Consider the following 14,834-nt stretch of genomic DNA (forward strand, 5'->3'; position numbering starts at 1 on the left):
CCAGGACGGGCGATCGCGCGTTTCGGGACGAGATGGACTTTTCATTCGCGGCTCCCGGCGATCAGAAAGTGAGACGATAATTCAGCCACAGATGCATGCTCTCAGGCTTGGCGCTAACCAGGTATTTCAGGGTTTCCTGCGGCGCCATCTCACCGGCTGCGAGCCGGCAATTGACACTGTAGGAGCCCAGATCCCCGTAGTCGGCCAGGCAAGGTTTCTCGGTGAGGTTTCCGCCGATGATCGACGTTACGGACAGCGATAGGGTGCTGTTCGGATTCGGATGCGTCTGGGTGAGGAAACCGAGCTTCAGGCTGGGCCCGATGGTGTATTTGTCGCCTTGTTCGCCGGTCCCGAACCCCCAAAGGATGCCGGTGTTTTCGGTAACCTGGGTGAGCAGGTCGACATGCATGTCTACCCAGTTCGTGTGGTACCATTGGTTGAATGAGACCCAGCTTCCATTCTGCAGCTCATAGCCGCCACCGCCGAGGCCTCGGGCACGGTCGCTCAGCGGCGACCCCTGATGCATGCCGATCAGCGAGGTGGTCATCATTTCCTGGGCGGTCGCGGGAGACGCGCCGAGACATGCGCATAGCAGCAGCGCCGCCTCCCACGATGTGCTCCTCTTGCCGGATCGTTCGCGCATGCGCGAAACACCTCGCCCCACCGATCCGGTCAGCGCCTTGGGTGGCGGCGAGTTTCTCGGCCAGCCCTGCAGCCGGATCATTTGCCCGACGGTGGCACGAATTCCGTTACCGCAAACTTAAATGAGACGACTCGAATATAAGTATCTGTTTGAAATGCCGGGCCGGTCCGGACCTTCCGGGATCGACTCAGGCAAATTGGTTCGTAACTCGCGATGGAACATGCTCAGGCCCTGAGCCGTCCTGATTTCGCTGTCGGTCGATCTGTTCGAAGGTGAGGAGTCTCCTCAGGCGGCGTCGCGAACCTTCTGGATGCGGGAGCGTATCGCCTCGATCATCGTCTCGCGGATGACGGTCTCGCCATGCGTCTCGCGCATGTGCTCGACGGCACGGCGCATCACCTCGGCTTCTTCCTCGGCGCGCGTATGCCAGTCACAGCCGGGGACAAGCGACCCGCATTGGAATTCCTTCATGGGACTTTCCTTTCCTCGTTCTGCTGGAAAACCATAACACATGCGACCGGTTTCGGTTGCATCGCAGCCCGCGGCAGACTGCTTTTCTCTGCAAAAAAGGAAGGCGGAGCAGTGCTGCCCCGCCTTCCTTGCCGCCTGAGAACTCGATCTGCCTTTGACGGGCAGGCCTTCACTTCATGATCTTGACGGCCTCGGCAATCTTGTTCTTGCCGCTCATGTCCCAGGAGACGCGAACCTTCTCGCCGGCCTGGATGCCGGGATCCTTGAAGGCCTTGGACAGCTTGAAAGTGGATCCGTCGTCCAGAACAAGGCTCATGGCCGTTCCGTCAAAGCTCTTGACGGTGCCGGTGGTGTGCTTGACCGCTGCGAGCGCGGCGCCGCCGAAGGCGAGAAGGGCGGCGGTTGCTGCGGTCACGATAAGCTTGCGCATGGCGTGCTCTCCTGGAATGCGGGTGCCCGATTCGGCGAGGCACCTCTCGTGATCAGGGTCGTCAAGTCGCGCCGGCTCACGGCCGGAGGGAGACGAGATGATCTCCGCTTCGACCGCCGGCGCTTCCCGACCCGGCGATCTTAAATAGCTCAATTTTTTCAAAAGGATATTAGACGAAAAAGATATCGTCCCTGCCACATTGCCGGCCAAGATTCGGCGAATTGGACAGCAATGCGGCCGTCGCCGCGCTCACCGGATCGTTACGGCCATTTTACCTCGGGCGGCAGGCTGGACAGGATCGAGGCGACATTGCCGCCGGTTTTCAGGCCGAAGATGGTGCCGCGATCGTGAAGCAAGTTGAATTCGACGTAGCGGCCGCGCCGGATGAGCTGTTCCTCGCGCTCGCCGTCAGTCCAGTTCTGGTTGAAATTGCCCCGCACCAGATGGGCATAGACGACGAGAAAAGAACGTCCGACATCCTGGACGAAATTGAGATCGGCGTCCCAGCCGCCCCTGTCCTCGTCAGAATGCAGCCAGTCGAAGAAGATGCCGCCGATGCCGCGCGGCTCGTTGCGGTGCGGCAGGAAGAAATACTCGTCGCACCAGGATTTGAATTTGGGATAGTCGGCGACGGCGGCGTTCTTCTCGCAGGCGAACTGCATGGCGCGATGGAAGGCGATCGTGTCGGGATCGTCCTGGGTGCGGCGGCGGTCGAGCACCGGCGTCAGATCGGCGCCGCCACCGAACCACTGGCGCGTGGTGACGACCATGCGGGTATTCATATGCACGGCCGGCACGTTGGGGTTCCAGGGATGTGCTATCAGCGAGATGCCGCTCGCCCAGAAGCGCGGGTCTTCCTCGGCGCCGGGAATCTGCCTCCTGAACTCGGGCGAGAATTCGCCATGGACGGTCGAGGTGTGGACGCCGACCTTCTCGAAGACGCGGCCGCGCATCATCGACATGGTGCCGCCGCCGCCGCGGCCCTCGTCGCGCTCCCAGGGGGTCTTCTCGAAATGGCCGGGCGACCATGACGCTTGCGGGCCGGTGAGTTCCTGCTCGATCTGCTCGAAAGTGGCGCAGATGCGCTCGCGCAAGGCCTCGAACCATAGACGTGCCTTCATCTTCTTCTGCTCGATGTCGGCCGGCAGGCCCACGGGAAGGTCAGGTCTTTCCAATTCGGTCTCCAGTTACAGGCACACTTGCCTGACAAATGACTCGTCTTTTCAGGGCGCGATCCCTAATCTCTTGAGAGGAAGGGTCAAGTCCTGTCTGACCAAGGTGCAAAGGAGTTCCTTCGTGCGCACCCCGGCAAGACCGCCGCTGGATGGCTTACGCAAGAGGCTGGAGCGCTCACGGGCTGAGCGCGAAAACCAGCCGCGCGATGGTTTCTTGCGCGAAACCTTCGTGCTGCCGCGCCCGGATGCGCGCCTGAAGGCCAAGGAGTGGTTCGAGCGTTTTCCGAAACAGGCCTACTGGACCGAGATCGAAAGCTGGTTCGAGCGCCCGGGCGACGTGATCGAATTCACCATGCGGCGGCTGCCGGCGGCCGATTAAGGTGCATTGATATTCAGGTGAGGCCAGCCTGCAATGGCGGCTCCTGCGCTTCCGGTGCTCACGTATTTTAAGTACGCTCCGCTCCGGTTCTCGGAAGCCACCATTTTCGACTCGGCCTGACCTGAATCTCAATGCACCTTGGCGGCAGACTGTCAGCGCACCGCCAGCCGTCTCGCCCCCGTCCCCTCCTTGGCCAGCCGATCTTCCTTGTTCCTCAGCGGGCATTTGTCGATCGACATGCAGCCGCAGCCGATGCAATCGGTCAGGCCGTCGCGCAATTTCTTGAGCTGGGCGATCTTCTGGTCGAGCTCGTCGCGCCAGGCTGTCGAAAGCAGGTTCCAGTCCTCGCGGTTCGGTGTGCGCTCTTCCGGCAGCGACTGGAACGCCCGGGCGATGTCGGCAAGCGAGATGCCGACCTCCTGGGCGACGCGGATGATCGCCACGCGCCGAAGCACGTCGCGGCTGTAGCGCCGCTGGTTGCCGGAGGTGCGGTGGCTGCGGATCAGGCCGCGCGCCTCGTAGAAATGCAGCGCCGATACCGCAACGCCGCTGCGCACGGCCACCTGGCCGACCGTCAATTCGCTTACCGGAGCCATCTCGATTTTCCGCTTGACCTCAAGTTAAGTTGAGCTTGTAGCCAAGAAACGTCGATGGGACAATTGCAGGAGAAGGCGATGTGCGCCTGGTTGAGAATGACGCCGCGAGTGGAGCCTGCGCGCGGCAACGAAGAAGGGTTCGGGGTTCTAGCCGAGCTGGCGCAGCGCTTCGCCCGCGACCATGGCGACGGACAGCGCGACATTGATGCTGCGCGCGCCGGGCCGCATCGGAATGGTCAGTCGCGCATCCGCCGCCTGGTGGACCTGGTCCGGCACGCCGGCGGATTCGCGGCCGAACAGAAGGATGTCGCCGGCAGCGAAAGCAAAGTCGGTGTAGGCGGCCGTGGTCTTGGTGGTGAGCAGCACGAGGCGGCGCGCGTTGGTCTTTCGCCACTCCTCGAAGGCGTGCCAGTCGGCATGGCGGGACAGCGCCGCCATTTCGAGGTAGTCCATGCCGGCGCGTTTCAGCGCCCGGTCGGAGAGCGGGAAACCAGCCGGCTCGATGATATCGACGCCGATATCGAGGCAGGCGGCGAAGCGCAGGATCGTCCCGGTGTTGCCGGCGATATCCGGCTGGTAGAGCGCGATGCGGAGACGACCGTTCATTTCCGTATCCTGCTAATAAGTGGCAGATCGGCCACAGGCGCCTGCGGCTTTCGGCGATTTCTGGACTGGCGGGTGGCCATTTTCTGCGAAGTCGAGTATATGCTGACCATCGTCAACCCGAACCGAAGGAGGGGGACCACATGATGACCATGCACTTCCAGCTCCTCTCCGGGGCACTCCTATGCCCACCGGCGGTTTCGGTACGACGATTCTTCTGACACTTTAAGTCCTCATCGCACCGATTCCCGCCGAACCCAGTTTTCGGCCTTCGACGGAATCTTGCGATGTTTTTCAAACTGCCAAAGGGGCGCCGTGCCCCAGCTGAGCGTGTCCGGACCGACGCTAGTCGTGTCCCGGCCGATTCGATCCGCGCCTTCGGCCGAATGCCGATGGTCGAGGACGCATCACCCTTTTTAACGCATTTGCATATGGAGGACGGACCAATGTTCGATCCCTACAAAATACCTGGTTCAAGAAGCCTGCACGAGCGCAAGGCGGCTACCTGGGCGCTGCTGATCGGCGAGACCTATTCGTCGGCCGTGCATGCCGAGGAACGGCGCAGGCCGCATCGCGGCATGCTGCCGGACGTCGATTTCTCGCGCGCGGTGCCCGATCACAGCCGGCCCACGCTGGTGCGCCGGATCATCCATATGATCCGGCCGGGCGACAGGAGCCGGGCAGGTTCCGCCCTTTCGTCCGGAAGTTCCGGGCCGTCAGGGACGTCAAACGAGCCTGTCGGCGAAATGCCGGCGAAACCCTATATTGCGCGGGACAGGGCCGGCGAAGCGGATGATTCCGTATCGCCGGCCCGCAATACCGCGCGGCCGCAAAGCCTTGCCCGTCAATCCCGCGCCGCGTGAGCGCCTAGATAGTCGAGTGCCTGGAATGTTCCGCTGGTTTGAAAACAGGCTCGATCCGTTTCCCGCCGCGGAGCCGGTCGAGCCGCCGAAGACGCTGATCGCCTTCTGCGTTCATTATACGCGCGGCGTTTGGCCCTACATCGCCGTAGATGCGGTGCTGGTGGCGGCGATCGCCATCACAGAAGTGTGGATGTTCGGTTTCATGGGCCGCATCGTCGACTGGCTGTCGGCGCAGAACCGGGAAACGTTCCTGCAGACCGAGAGCTGGAAACTCGCCGGCATGGCTTTCATCGTGCTGTTTGCGCTGCCCGGTACGGTGTGGCTGCGTTCGTTGCTCAACCAGCAGACGCTGATGGGCAATTATCCCATGCGCATCCGCTGGCAGGTGCATCGCTATTTGCTGAAACAGTCGATGGCTTTCTACCAGGACGAGTTCGCCGGCCGGATCGCCACCAAACTGATGCAGACCGCACTCGCCGTGCGCGACTTCGTCATGAAGCTGATAGATGTCCTCAACTACGTGATCGTCTACTTCCTCGGCATGCTGTTCATCGTCGGATCGGCGGATTTGCGGCTGGCCGCACCCTTGGGTGTGTGGCTGATCGGTTATGTCGCCTTGCTGTGGCATTTTATTCCGCGGCTGGGCAAAGTCGGCGAGGAGCAAGCCGACGCACGCTCGACCATGACCGGCCGCGTCGTCGACAGCTACGCCAACATCCAGACGGTGAAGCTGTTTTCGCACGCGCGCCGCGAGGCGACCTTTGCCAGGGAAGGCATGGCAGGCTTCCTCGACACCGTCTACCGTTCTATGCGGCTGGTGACGGTGCTTTACGGCCTGCTCTACATCTTGAACTCGCTGCTGCTGGTCTCTGTCACGGCGATCTCGCTGTGGCTGTGGCTCGGCCAGGCGGTGACGATCGGCGCAGTAGCCGTGGTCATCGGCCTTGTGCTGCGCATGTGGGGCATGTCGCAATGGATCATGTGGGAGATGTCCGTGCTGTTCGAGAATATCGGCACGGTGCAGGACGGCATCCAGTCGATCTCGCTGCCGCGGCTGGTCGAAGACAGGCCGGGCGCCAAGGACATCGCCGTCGCCCGGGGTGAGATCCGCTTCGAGGACATCCGCTTCCATTACGGCAAGCAGAAGGGCGTTATCGAGAACCTGTCGCTCACCGTGAAGCCCGGCGAGAAGGTCGGCATTGTCGGACGTTCCGGCGCCGGCAAGTCGACGCTGGTCAATCTGTTGCTGCGCTTCTACGACCTGGAAAGCGGCAGGATTCTCGTCGACGGCCAAGAGATCGCTGCGGTGACGCAGGATTCTTTGCGCGCGCAGATCGGCATGGTCACGCAGGACACTTCGCTGCTGCACCGCTCCGTGAAGGAGAATATCCTCTACGGCCGGCCGGACGCGACCGACGAAATGCTCATCGAGGCGGCGCGCCGGGCGGAGGCGCTCGATTTCATCGGCGGGCTCTCGGACCATAACGGCCGCAAGGGTTTCGACGCCCATGTCGGCGACCGCGGCGTCAAACTGTCCGGCGGCCAGCGGCAGCGCATCGCGATTGCCCGCGTCATGCTAAAGGACGCGCCGATCCTCATCCTCGACGAGGCGACGTCGGCGCTCGATTCGGAAGCCGAGGCGGCCATCCAGGAGAACCTCTACAAGCTGATGCAGGGCAAGACCGTCATCGCCATCGCGCACCGCCTGTCGACGATCGCGGCGATGGACCGGCTCGTCGTCATGGACAAGGGGCACATCATCGAGGAAGGCTCGCATGAGGAGCTCGTCGCCAAGGGCGGGCTCTACGCCCAGCTCTGGCAACGCCAGTCGGGCGGTTTCCTGCTCGATGACGCGCCGGCTGAGCCCGATGCCAAGTCGCTTCGATCCGAGATGGCTGCGGAGTAACGCGATCGCGATTGCAGCAACTCGTCCGGAATTGCGCAAAACAAAGACTTGGAGCGGCCCGGCGGTTCTGTGAGCCGTCGAGCCGCTCCGGCATCAAGGTTACGGCGATTGCGGGGAATCGATCCCGGGCGTAACCACGACCTGGCCAGAGGCCTGCTGGCGACCAGATCGGTTACCGGCGGATTTCCGGCGCGATGAGAGAAAAATGTTCGACCGCATCTTCACCTGGTTCGAAAGCCGTTATTCGCCGGTGGCGCTGGCCGACGACAGGCAGCCGCCAATGGGGCTTTGGCGGTTCTACTGGTATTTCATAAGACAGTTTCGCGCCGCCTATCGGCTGCGCATGATCATCGTTGCCCTCGCGGCGGTAGTGGACGCGATGCTGCCGATTTTCGTCGGCCTGATCGTCGGCCTGCTCTCCAGCACCAAGCCAGGCGATTTCTTCGCTGCGCACATGCCGTTGCTCGTCATGATGGCGATCGTCGTGCTGCTGCGTCCGCTGTCGATGGTTGTCGATGGTCTCATCCGCAACCACGCCATCGCGCCGAACCTCATCGACCTCATCCGCTGGCAGAGCCATTGGCACGTCGTGCGCCAGGACTGGTCTTTCTTCCAAAACGACTTCGCCGGCCGCATCGGAACCAAGGTCATGCAGAGTGGCGATTCGGTGGAGATGAGCGTCAACCTCACCGTCGATGCCGTCTGGTACGCGCTGGTCTTCGTCGCGGTCGCCATCGTCGTGCTGGCGCGGCTCGATACGCTGCTGCTGGCTGTGGTGGCGGTGTGGCTGGTATTCTACTGCCTCATCTTCTGGTCCGCGATGCCCAGGATCACCCAGCGCTCCTCCCAACTGTCGGAACGGTGGTCGCAGGTGAGCGGCCGCATGGTCGACAGCTACACCAACATCCTGACGCTCAAGACGTTCTCGACCGGCGAGCACGAGGACAAATATGTCTCGCAGGCGGTGGTCGAGCATGCCGACACGTTTTACCAACTGATGCGCGTTTTCACGCTGATGTGGTCGGCCCTGTTCGTCCTCAACGCGGCGCTGCTCATCGCCATAAGCTGGCTGGCGCTGGCCGGCTGGAACGCGGGGACCATGACTACGGCAGCCGTGGCGACCGCGATACCGTTCGCGCTGCAGATCGCCAATATCTCCGGCAGGATCCTCGATGTCGGCGCCAACGTTTTCCGGCAGATCGGCGTTGCCCGCAATTCGATGACGACGATCGCGCGTCCCATCACCATGCAGGACCAGCCTGACGCACCGGCCCTCGCCGTGACCGCCGGCGGCATCGAGTTCGACCGAGTGAATTTCAACTACTGGCGCAAGGACGGTAAAGGCGGCGTCATCGACAATCTGTCGCTGAAGATCGCGCCGGGCGAGCGGGTCGGCCTGATCGGTCGCTCCGGGGCCGGCAAGTCGACGCTGGTCATCTCGTGCTGCGGCTGTTCGACGTCCAGGACGGCAAGGTGCTGATCGACGGACAGGACATCCGCCACGTCTCGCAAGAGAGCGTTCGCGCGGCGATCGGCTTCGTCAACCAGGACACGTCGCTCTTGCATCGATCCGTTCGCGAGAACCTCAAATATGGACGCCAGTCGGCCAGCGACGAGGCCATGTTTAGCGCCGCCAAAGCCGCTCAGGTCGACGATGTGATCGCGGCACTGACCGATCCGTATGGGCAGAGCGGCTATGAGGCGCTTGTCGGCGAACGCGGCGTGAAGCTGTCCGGCGGCCAGCGGCAACGCATCGCAATTGCCCGCGTTATGCTGAAGGACGCGCCGATCCTCATTCTCGACGAGGCCACCTCCGCGCTCGATTCGGAAGTGGAAGCCGCCATTCAGGAGAACCTCTACAAGCTCATGCAGGGCAAGACCGTCATCGCCATCGCCCACCGGCTGTCGACCATCGCGGCGATGGACAGGCTGGTGGTGATGGACAAGGGACGCATCGTCGAGGACGGCTCGCATGAGACCTTGATCGCCAAGGGTGGGCTCTATGCCCAGCTCTGGCGGCGCCAGTCGGGCGGTTTCCTGCTCGAGGAAAAGCAGGCCGCCGACGATCTGGCGGCGAAAGGTGAAGCCGCGGAATGATGAAAGGCGTCTATCGCTGGTTCGAGGGCTGGGTCTATCCGTTCCGCGAGCCCGTGAATCTTCGGCCACCCGCCAGCGTCGGCGGCTTCCTGTGGCACTATGTCGGGCAGGCCAAGCTCGCTTTCTTCGCCATGCTCATCATCGGCGGCATCGCGCCGCTGGTCGAGGCAGGCTTGTTCTATTTCGTCGGGAGGCTGGTCGATATCCTCGACCAGTTGCCCGGTGAGCGCAGCTGGCACGCGCTGTGGGCGGCCGCCGGTCCCGAGCTCCTGTTCATGGGCGCCGTGGTTCTGTTCATCCGCACTCTGGTGGTCGGCCTGTCGGCGCTGGTCGACGAGCAGACGATCACGCCCGGATTCTACAATCTGGTGCGCTGGCAGGCGCACCGGCACGTCTCGCGCCAGTCCTATGCCTTCTTCCAGAACGATTTCGCAGGCCGCATCGCGACAAAAGTCTGGCAGGCGGGGCAGGCGACCGGCGACCTGATGGAGAGCTTCATCGAGGTGGTCTGGTTCATGATCGTCTATACGGTGACGACGCTCGCGCTGGTCGCCGGTCTCGATCTGCGGCTGGCGGTGCTGGTGGTGATCTGGATCGCCGCGTTCGGCTGGCTGGCGAAACTCTATCTGCCGGCGATCCGCAAGCATGCCGAGGCGACCGCCGAGGCCGGTTCGATGATCACCGGCCGCATCGTCGATTCCTACTCGAACGTGCAGACGTTGAAGCTGTTTTCGGCCGACGGCGACGATCGCTATATCCGCAGCGGCTTCGGCATCTATCTCGACGCGCTGCGGCCGTTCACACGCCGGCTGACCGGCGTGCGCATGGCGCTGACCATGCTCTCCGGCATCATGATCACGGCGATCGCCGCGTTCGCCATCTATCTGTGGGTCGAACGCTCGATCACGGTCGGCGCCGTCGCCTTCACGCTGTCGCTGGTGCTCAGGCTCAACATGCTGCTTGGAAGGCTGATGATGCAGCTCAACGGCATCCTGAGGAATCTCGGCGTGCTGGAGAATTCCAAGGCGCTGATCTCGCAGCCGCTTGGCCTGACCGACGCGCCGGACGCCGGGGAACTGGTCGTCGCCGGCGGCCGCATCGACGTCAGGAACGTCACCTTCCATTATGGCAAGGGGGCCGGAGTGCTCGACGGCATCGACCTCGTCGTGCATCCGGGCGAGAAGGTCGGGCTGGTCGGCCCGTCGGGCGCCGGCAAGACGACCTTGGCCAACCTGATCCTGCGCCTCTATGACCTCGAGGGCGGCCAGATCCTGATCGACGGCCAGGACATCGCGCATGTGACGCAGAACTCGCTGCGCGGCAATATCGGCGTGGTCAGCCAGGATACCGCACTTTTCCACCGCTCGCTGCGCGACAACATCAAGCTCGGCATGCCGGACGCGACCGATGCGCAGGTGATCGCCGCGGCCCGGAAAGCCGAGGCGCATGACTTCATCCTAGGGCTGCGCGACAACCGCGAGCGCTCCGGCTACGAGGCCTATGTCGGCGAGCGCGGCGTGAAGCTGTCCGGCGGCCAGCGGCAGCGCGTCGCCATCGCGCGTGTCTTCCTCAAGGATGCGCCGATCCTGATCCTCGACGAGGCAACCTCGGCGCTCGATTCCGACATCGAGGCGGCGATCCAGGAGAACCTGACCAGACTGATGGAGAACAAGACCGTGATCGCCATCGCGCACCGGCTGTCGACGATCGCAGCGCTCGACCGGCTCGTGGTGCTGGACGGCGGCCGCATCGTCGAACAGGGCGCGCATGACGAGCTGGTGGCGCTCGACGGGCTCTATGCACGGCTCTGGAAGCGGCAGTCCGGCGGCTTCCTGTTCAACGAGGAAAGTGCGCTGGAAGAGACGCGGCCAGCGGAGTAGAACGGCATCATGTCGGTACGCATGCCTATGAATTTCGGACGGTCAGGCGCGCAGGAAAGCGCGCTCGATCTGCTCGGCCACGAAATCCTCGCCGAGAAGGCCGCAGCGCTCGGCCGCGCCGGCCGGCGTGTCGAGGAAACCCTTGCCAGATTGCGCGAGAGCGGCGAGGGCGAGCATCGCAACCGGCTGCTTAAGGAGGCGGCAGCGGCCGTCCATGCCTATTCATCCAGCGCGAGCTTTGCGGTTTGCGCAAGCATGACGCCGTGATCCGCGACTACGACATCCCGCGCGCGGTGCTGGTCAGGCTCGGCGCCAGCTAGGCGCCGATTTCCTGGCGAAAACGCGCCAATCGCGCAGCAAGGGCTCGGGGATTCTCGTCGGCGACGAAGTGGCCGCTACCCGGGATGATGTCGGCTTCGACATTGGATAGGCCTGCTGCCTTCAAGCCGTCGAGATAGTCGGCGATGTCGCCGGATTCGGCCGAGCCTCTGAGATAAAGAACCGGCTTGGCGATCGGCGTCGCGGATGTGGGGGAATTGACCTTGGCGTCCGCGGCAAAGGCGCGGTACCAGTCGAAGCCGGCCTTGAGGCTTTCCGGCCGCGAATAGGCTTTGGCATAGATGTCTCTGGCTTCCGCAGGGATCGCCGATTTTTCCTTCGAAAGAATATCGAAGAAGAAATCGAAATAGGCGCGCTCATGGCCGCTCACCAGTATCTCCGGCAAGGCCGGGATCGCATGAAAGGCGAAATGCCAGATACGCGGATTGCGGATGACATCTTGCCACGGCGCCACGCCGGGGATGACGACGTCCATGATCACCGCGCCGGACAAATTTTCGGGCTCGTCGCGCAACAGCGCGAAGACGATCTGGCCGCCGACGTCATGACCGGCGACGATGACCTGCCGCAAGCCGCAAACGGCGATCAGCCCCTTCATCAATCTGGCCAGATATGCCTTTTCTCCGGTCTCGGGCGCGCCGTGTGAACCGCCGATGCCCGGCAAGTCCGGCGCGACCACGCGCTGGTCGCCGGCCAGCTCGTCGACGATTGCCTCAAAAGCATGGGAGCTTTGCGGCCAACCATGCAGCAGCAGAAGGCCCGGCGCATCGGGCGGCCCTGCGTCCCGGATCGCGATAGCCAGCCCCTCGACCTCAACGGTGCGCAGTCCCATGCTTCATCTCCATCGATGCCAGATCGATGGAACTAGGCCTGCAATCAGCCTCCGGACAGGCCCGGTCCGACGATCGGAAGAATCATTCCAACCATTCGGTGATGAAGTGGCCGTTCTCGTGGATGTCGGTGCTTTCGAGCGGGCCAGGCCCGAGATTGGTGAATTTGTGCGGCGTGTCGGGCGGCACGATCAGGATCTGGCCGGCCGTGGCCTTGATCTCCTGGTCGCCGATCGTGAACAGGCCGGTGCCGGAGCGGATGACGAAGATTTCCGCATAGGGGTGCTTGTGCAGGCGCGGGCCGCCGCCGACCGCCGGCTGATAGTTGAAGATCAGGCAGGAATTGGCGCCGAACTGGCCGCATTGCAGCTCGCCTTTCCAGCAGTCGGGGGCGTCGGCCCAGCTGTAGCGTTCAATGACATGCGCCATGACGCCAGAATAGACCGGGCCAGGAGCCGATGTCGAGGCGAACACCGGCTCGATTGACCCCGGATTTCCCGCTGTTTCACCCTGTCCGGGGGCCTGGCGGGGACGCGTCGGCCTGAGCCGCCGCGCATCCCCGCGACAATCTGCCCTTGTGGTCTCACCCCGCTGGACAAAAACGGGCCGCACGCATAAACCGAACTCCAAATGCCGGAGGAATTCGCTAGCCTGTTCGCCATGCGCTGTCGGGCAGGTGCGATTGAGCGGGGACAAGGCTCGGCCTCCGGTTAGGAAGAGGCGAAAGGATCAGGCACCCGTGAGCGCAACCGACATCCACGATCCCAACCGTCGCGATTTTCTCTATGTAGCGACCGGCATGGCCGCCGTTGTCGGCGCCGGAGCCGTCGCGTGGCCGTTCATCGACCAGATGCGCCCCGATGCCTCGACCCTGGCGCTGGCTTCGGTCGAAGTCGATGTTTCTTCACTGCAGCCCGGCAGCTCGCTGGTCGTCAAGTGGCGCGGCAAGCCGGTGGTGGTGCGCAACCGCACCGAAAAGGAAATGAAGGACGGTGCGGCCGTCAATCTCGCCGATCTCAAGGATCCGATCGCACGCAACGCCAACCTGCCGTCCGACGCGCCGGCGACCGACGCCAACCGCACCACGCCCGGCAAGGAAGCATGGATGGTGATGGTGCAGGTCTGCACGCATCTCGGCTGCATCCCACTCGGCCAGGAAGGCGATTTCGGCGGCTGGTTCTGCCCGTGCCACGGTTCGCAATACGACACCGCCGGCCGCATCCGCAAAGGCCCGGCGCCGGAGAACATGGCGATCCCGGTATTCAAGTTCATTTCCGATACCAAGATCCTTATCGGTTGAGGCAGGGGACATTTCGATGAGCGAGGGACACTCGACCTATACGCCCAAGACCGGTATCGAGCGCTGGTTCGACGCCCGCATGCCGCTGCCGCGGCTGGTCCATGACAGCTTCGTCGCCTATCCGGTGCCGCGCAACCTCAACTACATGTGGACGTTCGGCGGCATCCTGTCGCTCATGCTGGCCGCGCAGATCCTGACCGGCATCGTGCTGGCGATGCACTACACCTCCGACACCAATCTCGCCTTCGATTCGGTCGAGAAGATCATGCGCGACGTGAATTCGGGATGGCTCTTGCGCTATCTCCATTCCAATGGCGCCTCATTCTTCTTCGTCGCCGTCTACATCCATATTTTCCGCGGCCTGTTCTACGGCTCCTACAAGGCGCCGCGCGAGCTCTTGTGGATCCTCGGCTGCATCATCTACCTCCTGATGATGGCCACCGGCTTCATGGGCTACGTGCTGCCTTGGGGCCAGATGAGCTTCTGGGGCGCTACCGTCATCACCGGCTTCTTCAGCGCCATTCCGCTGGTGGGGAACTGGATCCAGGAACTGCTGCTCGGCGGCTTCGCCGTCGACAATCCGACGCTGAACCGCTTCTTTGCGCTGCATTACCTGTTGCCCTTCATGATCGCCGGCGTGGTCGTGCTGCACATCTGGGCGCTGCATGTTGTGGGCCAGTCGAACCCGACCGGCATCGAGGTCAAGTCGAAGACCGATACCGTCGCCTTCACGCCCTACGCCACCATCAAGGACGCGTTCGGCATGATCGTGTTCCTGTTCGTCTTCGCCTATTTCGTCTTCTACCTGCCGAACTTTCTTGGCCATCCGGACAACTACACGGTCGCCAACCCGCTGAAGACGCCGGCCCACATCGTTCCGGAATGGTACTTCCTGCCATTCTACGCGATCCTGCGCGCCATCACCTTCAACATCGGCCCGATCAACTCCAAGCTCGGCGGCGTGCTGTGCATGTTCGGCGCCATCGCCATGCTGTTCCTGGTGCCGTGGCTCGACACTTCCAAGGTGCGCTCGGCGGTCTATCGTCCATGGTACAAGCTGTTCTTCTGGCTGTTCGTAGCCGACGCCATCCTGCTCGGCTGGCTGGGCTCGCAGCCGGCGGAAGGCAGCTATGTGTTCATGGCGCAGATGGCGACGCTGTTCTACTTCGCCTTTTTCCTGGTCGTCATGCCGGTGCTCGGCCTGATCGAGACGCCGCGCAGGCTGCCGAACTCGATCACCGAGGCCGTGCTTGAAAAGAAAAAGGGCGGCAGCGGACATCCGGCACGCGCTGCCGCCGCGCCGGAAACCACGGGCTGAGAAT

The 14,834-nt window shown here is 63.0% G+C and carries 14 protein-coding genes and 2 pseudogenes; 8 read left to right on the forward strand and 8 right to left on the reverse strand.

The window, feature by feature from the left end; translation table 11 throughout:
• Positions 1-61: 61 nt before the first annotated feature.
• From LB529_RS12425 to hemF, 4 genes are all read right to left on the reverse strand, one after another.
• Positions 62-724, reverse strand: a complete 663-nt coding sequence (locus tag LB529_RS12425) for a hypothetical protein (RefSeq protein ID WP_224711241.1) — start codon at positions 722-724, stop codon at positions 62-64.
• 204 nt (positions 725-928) lie between these two features.
• The gene (locus LB529_RS12430) at positions 929-1,114 is read right to left on the reverse strand and encodes a DUF1059 domain-containing protein (RefSeq protein ID WP_095766497.1); all 186 of its coding nucleotides are present in this window, start codon (positions 1,112-1,114) and stop codon (positions 929-931) included.
• 169 nt (positions 1,115-1,283) lie between these two features.
• Positions 1,284-1,544: a DUF1344 domain-containing protein gene (locus LB529_RS12435; protein WP_224711242.1), complete on the reverse strand. Its 261-nt coding sequence runs from the start codon at positions 1,542-1,544 to the stop codon at positions 1,284-1,286.
• A gap of 260 nt (positions 1,545-1,804) precedes the next feature.
• Complete coding sequence (gene hemF, locus LB529_RS12440) at positions 1,805-2,719, reverse strand: oxygen-dependent coproporphyrinogen oxidase (protein ID WP_224604405.1); 915 nt, start codon at positions 2,717-2,719, stop codon at positions 1,805-1,807.
• A gap of 121 nt (positions 2,720-2,840) precedes the next feature.
• Here hemF and LB529_RS12445 point away from each other — a divergent pair, with 121 nt between their 5' ends.
• Positions 2,841-3,098, forward strand: coding sequence for a hypothetical protein (locus tag LB529_RS12445; protein WP_095766723.1), 258 nt, complete (start codon positions 2,841-2,843; stop codon positions 3,096-3,098).
• A gap of 152 nt (positions 3,099-3,250) precedes the next feature.
• Here the strand turns inward: LB529_RS12445 and soxR are convergent, their stop codons facing one another.
• On the reverse strand, positions 3,251-3,694 hold the full coding sequence (gene soxR, locus LB529_RS12450) for a redox-sensitive transcriptional activator SoxR (RefSeq protein WP_224711243.1): 444 nt from the start codon (positions 3,692-3,694) through the stop codon (positions 3,251-3,253).
• A 147-nt stretch (positions 3,695-3,841) separates the two neighbouring features.
• A complete protein-coding gene (locus tag LB529_RS12455) occupies positions 3,842-4,300 on the reverse strand; it encodes a tRNA (cytidine(34)-2'-O)-methyltransferase (RefSeq protein WP_224711244.1) in 459 nt (152 codons plus the stop codon).
• 443 nt (positions 4,301-4,743) lie between these two features.
• On the opposite strand from LB529_RS12455, the gene LB529_RS12460 reads away from it, so the two are divergent.
• From LB529_RS12460 to LB529_RS12480, 5 genes and pseudogenes are all read left to right on the forward strand, one after another.
• On the forward strand, positions 4,744-5,160 hold the full coding sequence (locus LB529_RS12460; protein WP_224711245.1) for a hypothetical protein: 417 nt from the start codon (positions 4,744-4,746) through the stop codon (positions 5,158-5,160).
• A gap of 25 nt (positions 5,161-5,185) precedes the next feature.
• Positions 5,186-7,066, forward strand: a complete 1,881-nt coding sequence (locus LB529_RS12465) for an ABC transporter ATP-binding protein (RefSeq protein ID WP_224711246.1) — start codon at positions 5,186-5,188, stop codon at positions 7,064-7,066.
• Positions 7,067-7,445: 379 nt separating this feature from the next.
• Positions 7,446-9,163, forward strand: a pseudogene (locus LB529_RS12470) (ABC transporter ATP-binding protein).
• On the forward strand, positions 9,160-11,043 hold the full coding sequence (locus LB529_RS12475; RefSeq protein WP_224711247.1) for an ABC transporter ATP-binding protein: 1,884 nt from the start codon (positions 9,160-9,162) through the stop codon (positions 11,041-11,043). Before LB529_RS12470 ends, LB529_RS12475 begins: the two are co-directional and overlap by 4 nt.
• 9 nt (positions 11,044-11,052) lie before the next feature.
• Positions 11,053-11,363, forward strand: a pseudogene (locus tag LB529_RS12480) (DUF6665 family protein).
• On the opposite strand, the gene LB529_RS12485 reads toward LB529_RS12480, so the two are convergent.
• Together LB529_RS12485 and LB529_RS12490 are read right to left on the reverse strand one after the other, a co-directional pair.
• A complete protein-coding gene (locus LB529_RS12485) occupies positions 11,360-12,214 on the reverse strand; it encodes an alpha/beta fold hydrolase (protein WP_224711248.1) in 855 nt (284 codons plus the stop codon). The pseudogene LB529_RS12480 and the gene LB529_RS12485 overlap by 4 nt on opposite strands.
• 82 nt (positions 12,215-12,296) lie before the next feature.
• A complete protein-coding gene (locus LB529_RS12490; protein WP_224711249.1) occupies positions 12,297-12,641 on the reverse strand; it encodes a cupin domain-containing protein in 345 nt (114 codons plus the stop codon).
• Positions 12,642-12,951: 310 nt separating this feature from the next.
• On the opposite strand from LB529_RS12490, the gene petA reads away from it, so the two are divergent.
• Positions 12,952-13,512 (forward strand): ubiquinol-cytochrome c reductase iron-sulfur subunit, encoded by a 561-nt coding sequence (gene petA / locus LB529_RS12495; protein WP_095766509.1) that lies wholly within the window; start codon positions 12,952-12,954, stop codon positions 13,510-13,512.
• Positions 13,513-13,528: 16 nt separating this feature from the next.
• The gene (locus tag LB529_RS12500) at positions 13,529-14,830 is read left to right on the forward strand and encodes a cytochrome b (protein WP_224707132.1); all 1,302 of its coding nucleotides are present in this window, start codon (positions 13,529-13,531) and stop codon (positions 14,828-14,830) included.
• Positions 14,831-14,834: the final 4 nt, after the last annotated feature.

The sequence above is a fragment of the Mesorhizobium sp. CA5 genome (genome assembly GCF_020165105.1).
Lineage (GTDB): Bacteria > Pseudomonadota > Alphaproteobacteria > Rhizobiales > Rhizobiaceae > Mesorhizobium.

Excerpts from the sequence above, each read along its gene's own strand:
- LB529_RS12425 (WP_224711241.1), bottom strand. The coding sequence starts at position 724 with ATGATCCGGCTGCAGGGCTGGCCGAGAAACTCGCCGCCACCCAAGGCG.
- LB529_RS12430 (WP_095766497.1), bottom strand. The coding sequence starts at position 1,114 with ATGAAGGAATTCCAATGCGGGTCGCTTGTCCCCGGCTGTGACTGGCAT.
- LB529_RS12435 (WP_224711242.1), bottom strand. The coding sequence starts at position 1,544 with ATGCGCAAGCTTATCGTGACCGCAGCAACCGCCGCCCTTCTCGCCTTC.
- soxR (WP_224711243.1), bottom strand. The coding sequence starts at position 3,694 with ATGGCTCCGGTAAGCGAATTGACGGTCGGCCAGGTGGCCGTGCGCAGC.
- LB529_RS12455 (WP_224711244.1), bottom strand. The coding sequence starts at position 4,300 with ATGAACGGTCGTCTCCGCATCGCGCTCTACCAGCCGGATATCGCCGGC.
- LB529_RS12460 (WP_224711245.1), top strand. The coding sequence starts at position 4,744 with ATGTTCGATCCCTACAAAATACCTGGTTCAAGAAGCCTGCACGAGCGC.
- LB529_RS12465 (WP_224711246.1), top strand. The coding sequence starts at position 5,186 with ATGTTCCGCTGGTTTGAAAACAGGCTCGATCCGTTTCCCGCCGCGGAG.
- LB529_RS12475 (WP_224711247.1), top strand. The coding sequence starts at position 9,160 with ATGATGAAAGGCGTCTATCGCTGGTTCGAGGGCTGGGTCTATCCGTTC.
- LB529_RS12485 (WP_224711248.1), bottom strand. The coding sequence starts at position 12,214 with ATGGGACTGCGCACCGTTGAGGTCGAGGGGCTGGCTATCGCGATCCGG.
- LB529_RS12490 (WP_224711249.1), bottom strand. The coding sequence starts at position 12,641 with ATGGCGCATGTCATTGAACGCTACAGCTGGGCCGACGCCCCCGACTGC.
- LB529_RS12500 (WP_224707132.1), top strand. The coding sequence starts at position 13,529 with ATGAGCGAGGGACACTCGACCTATACGCCCAAGACCGGTATCGAGCGC.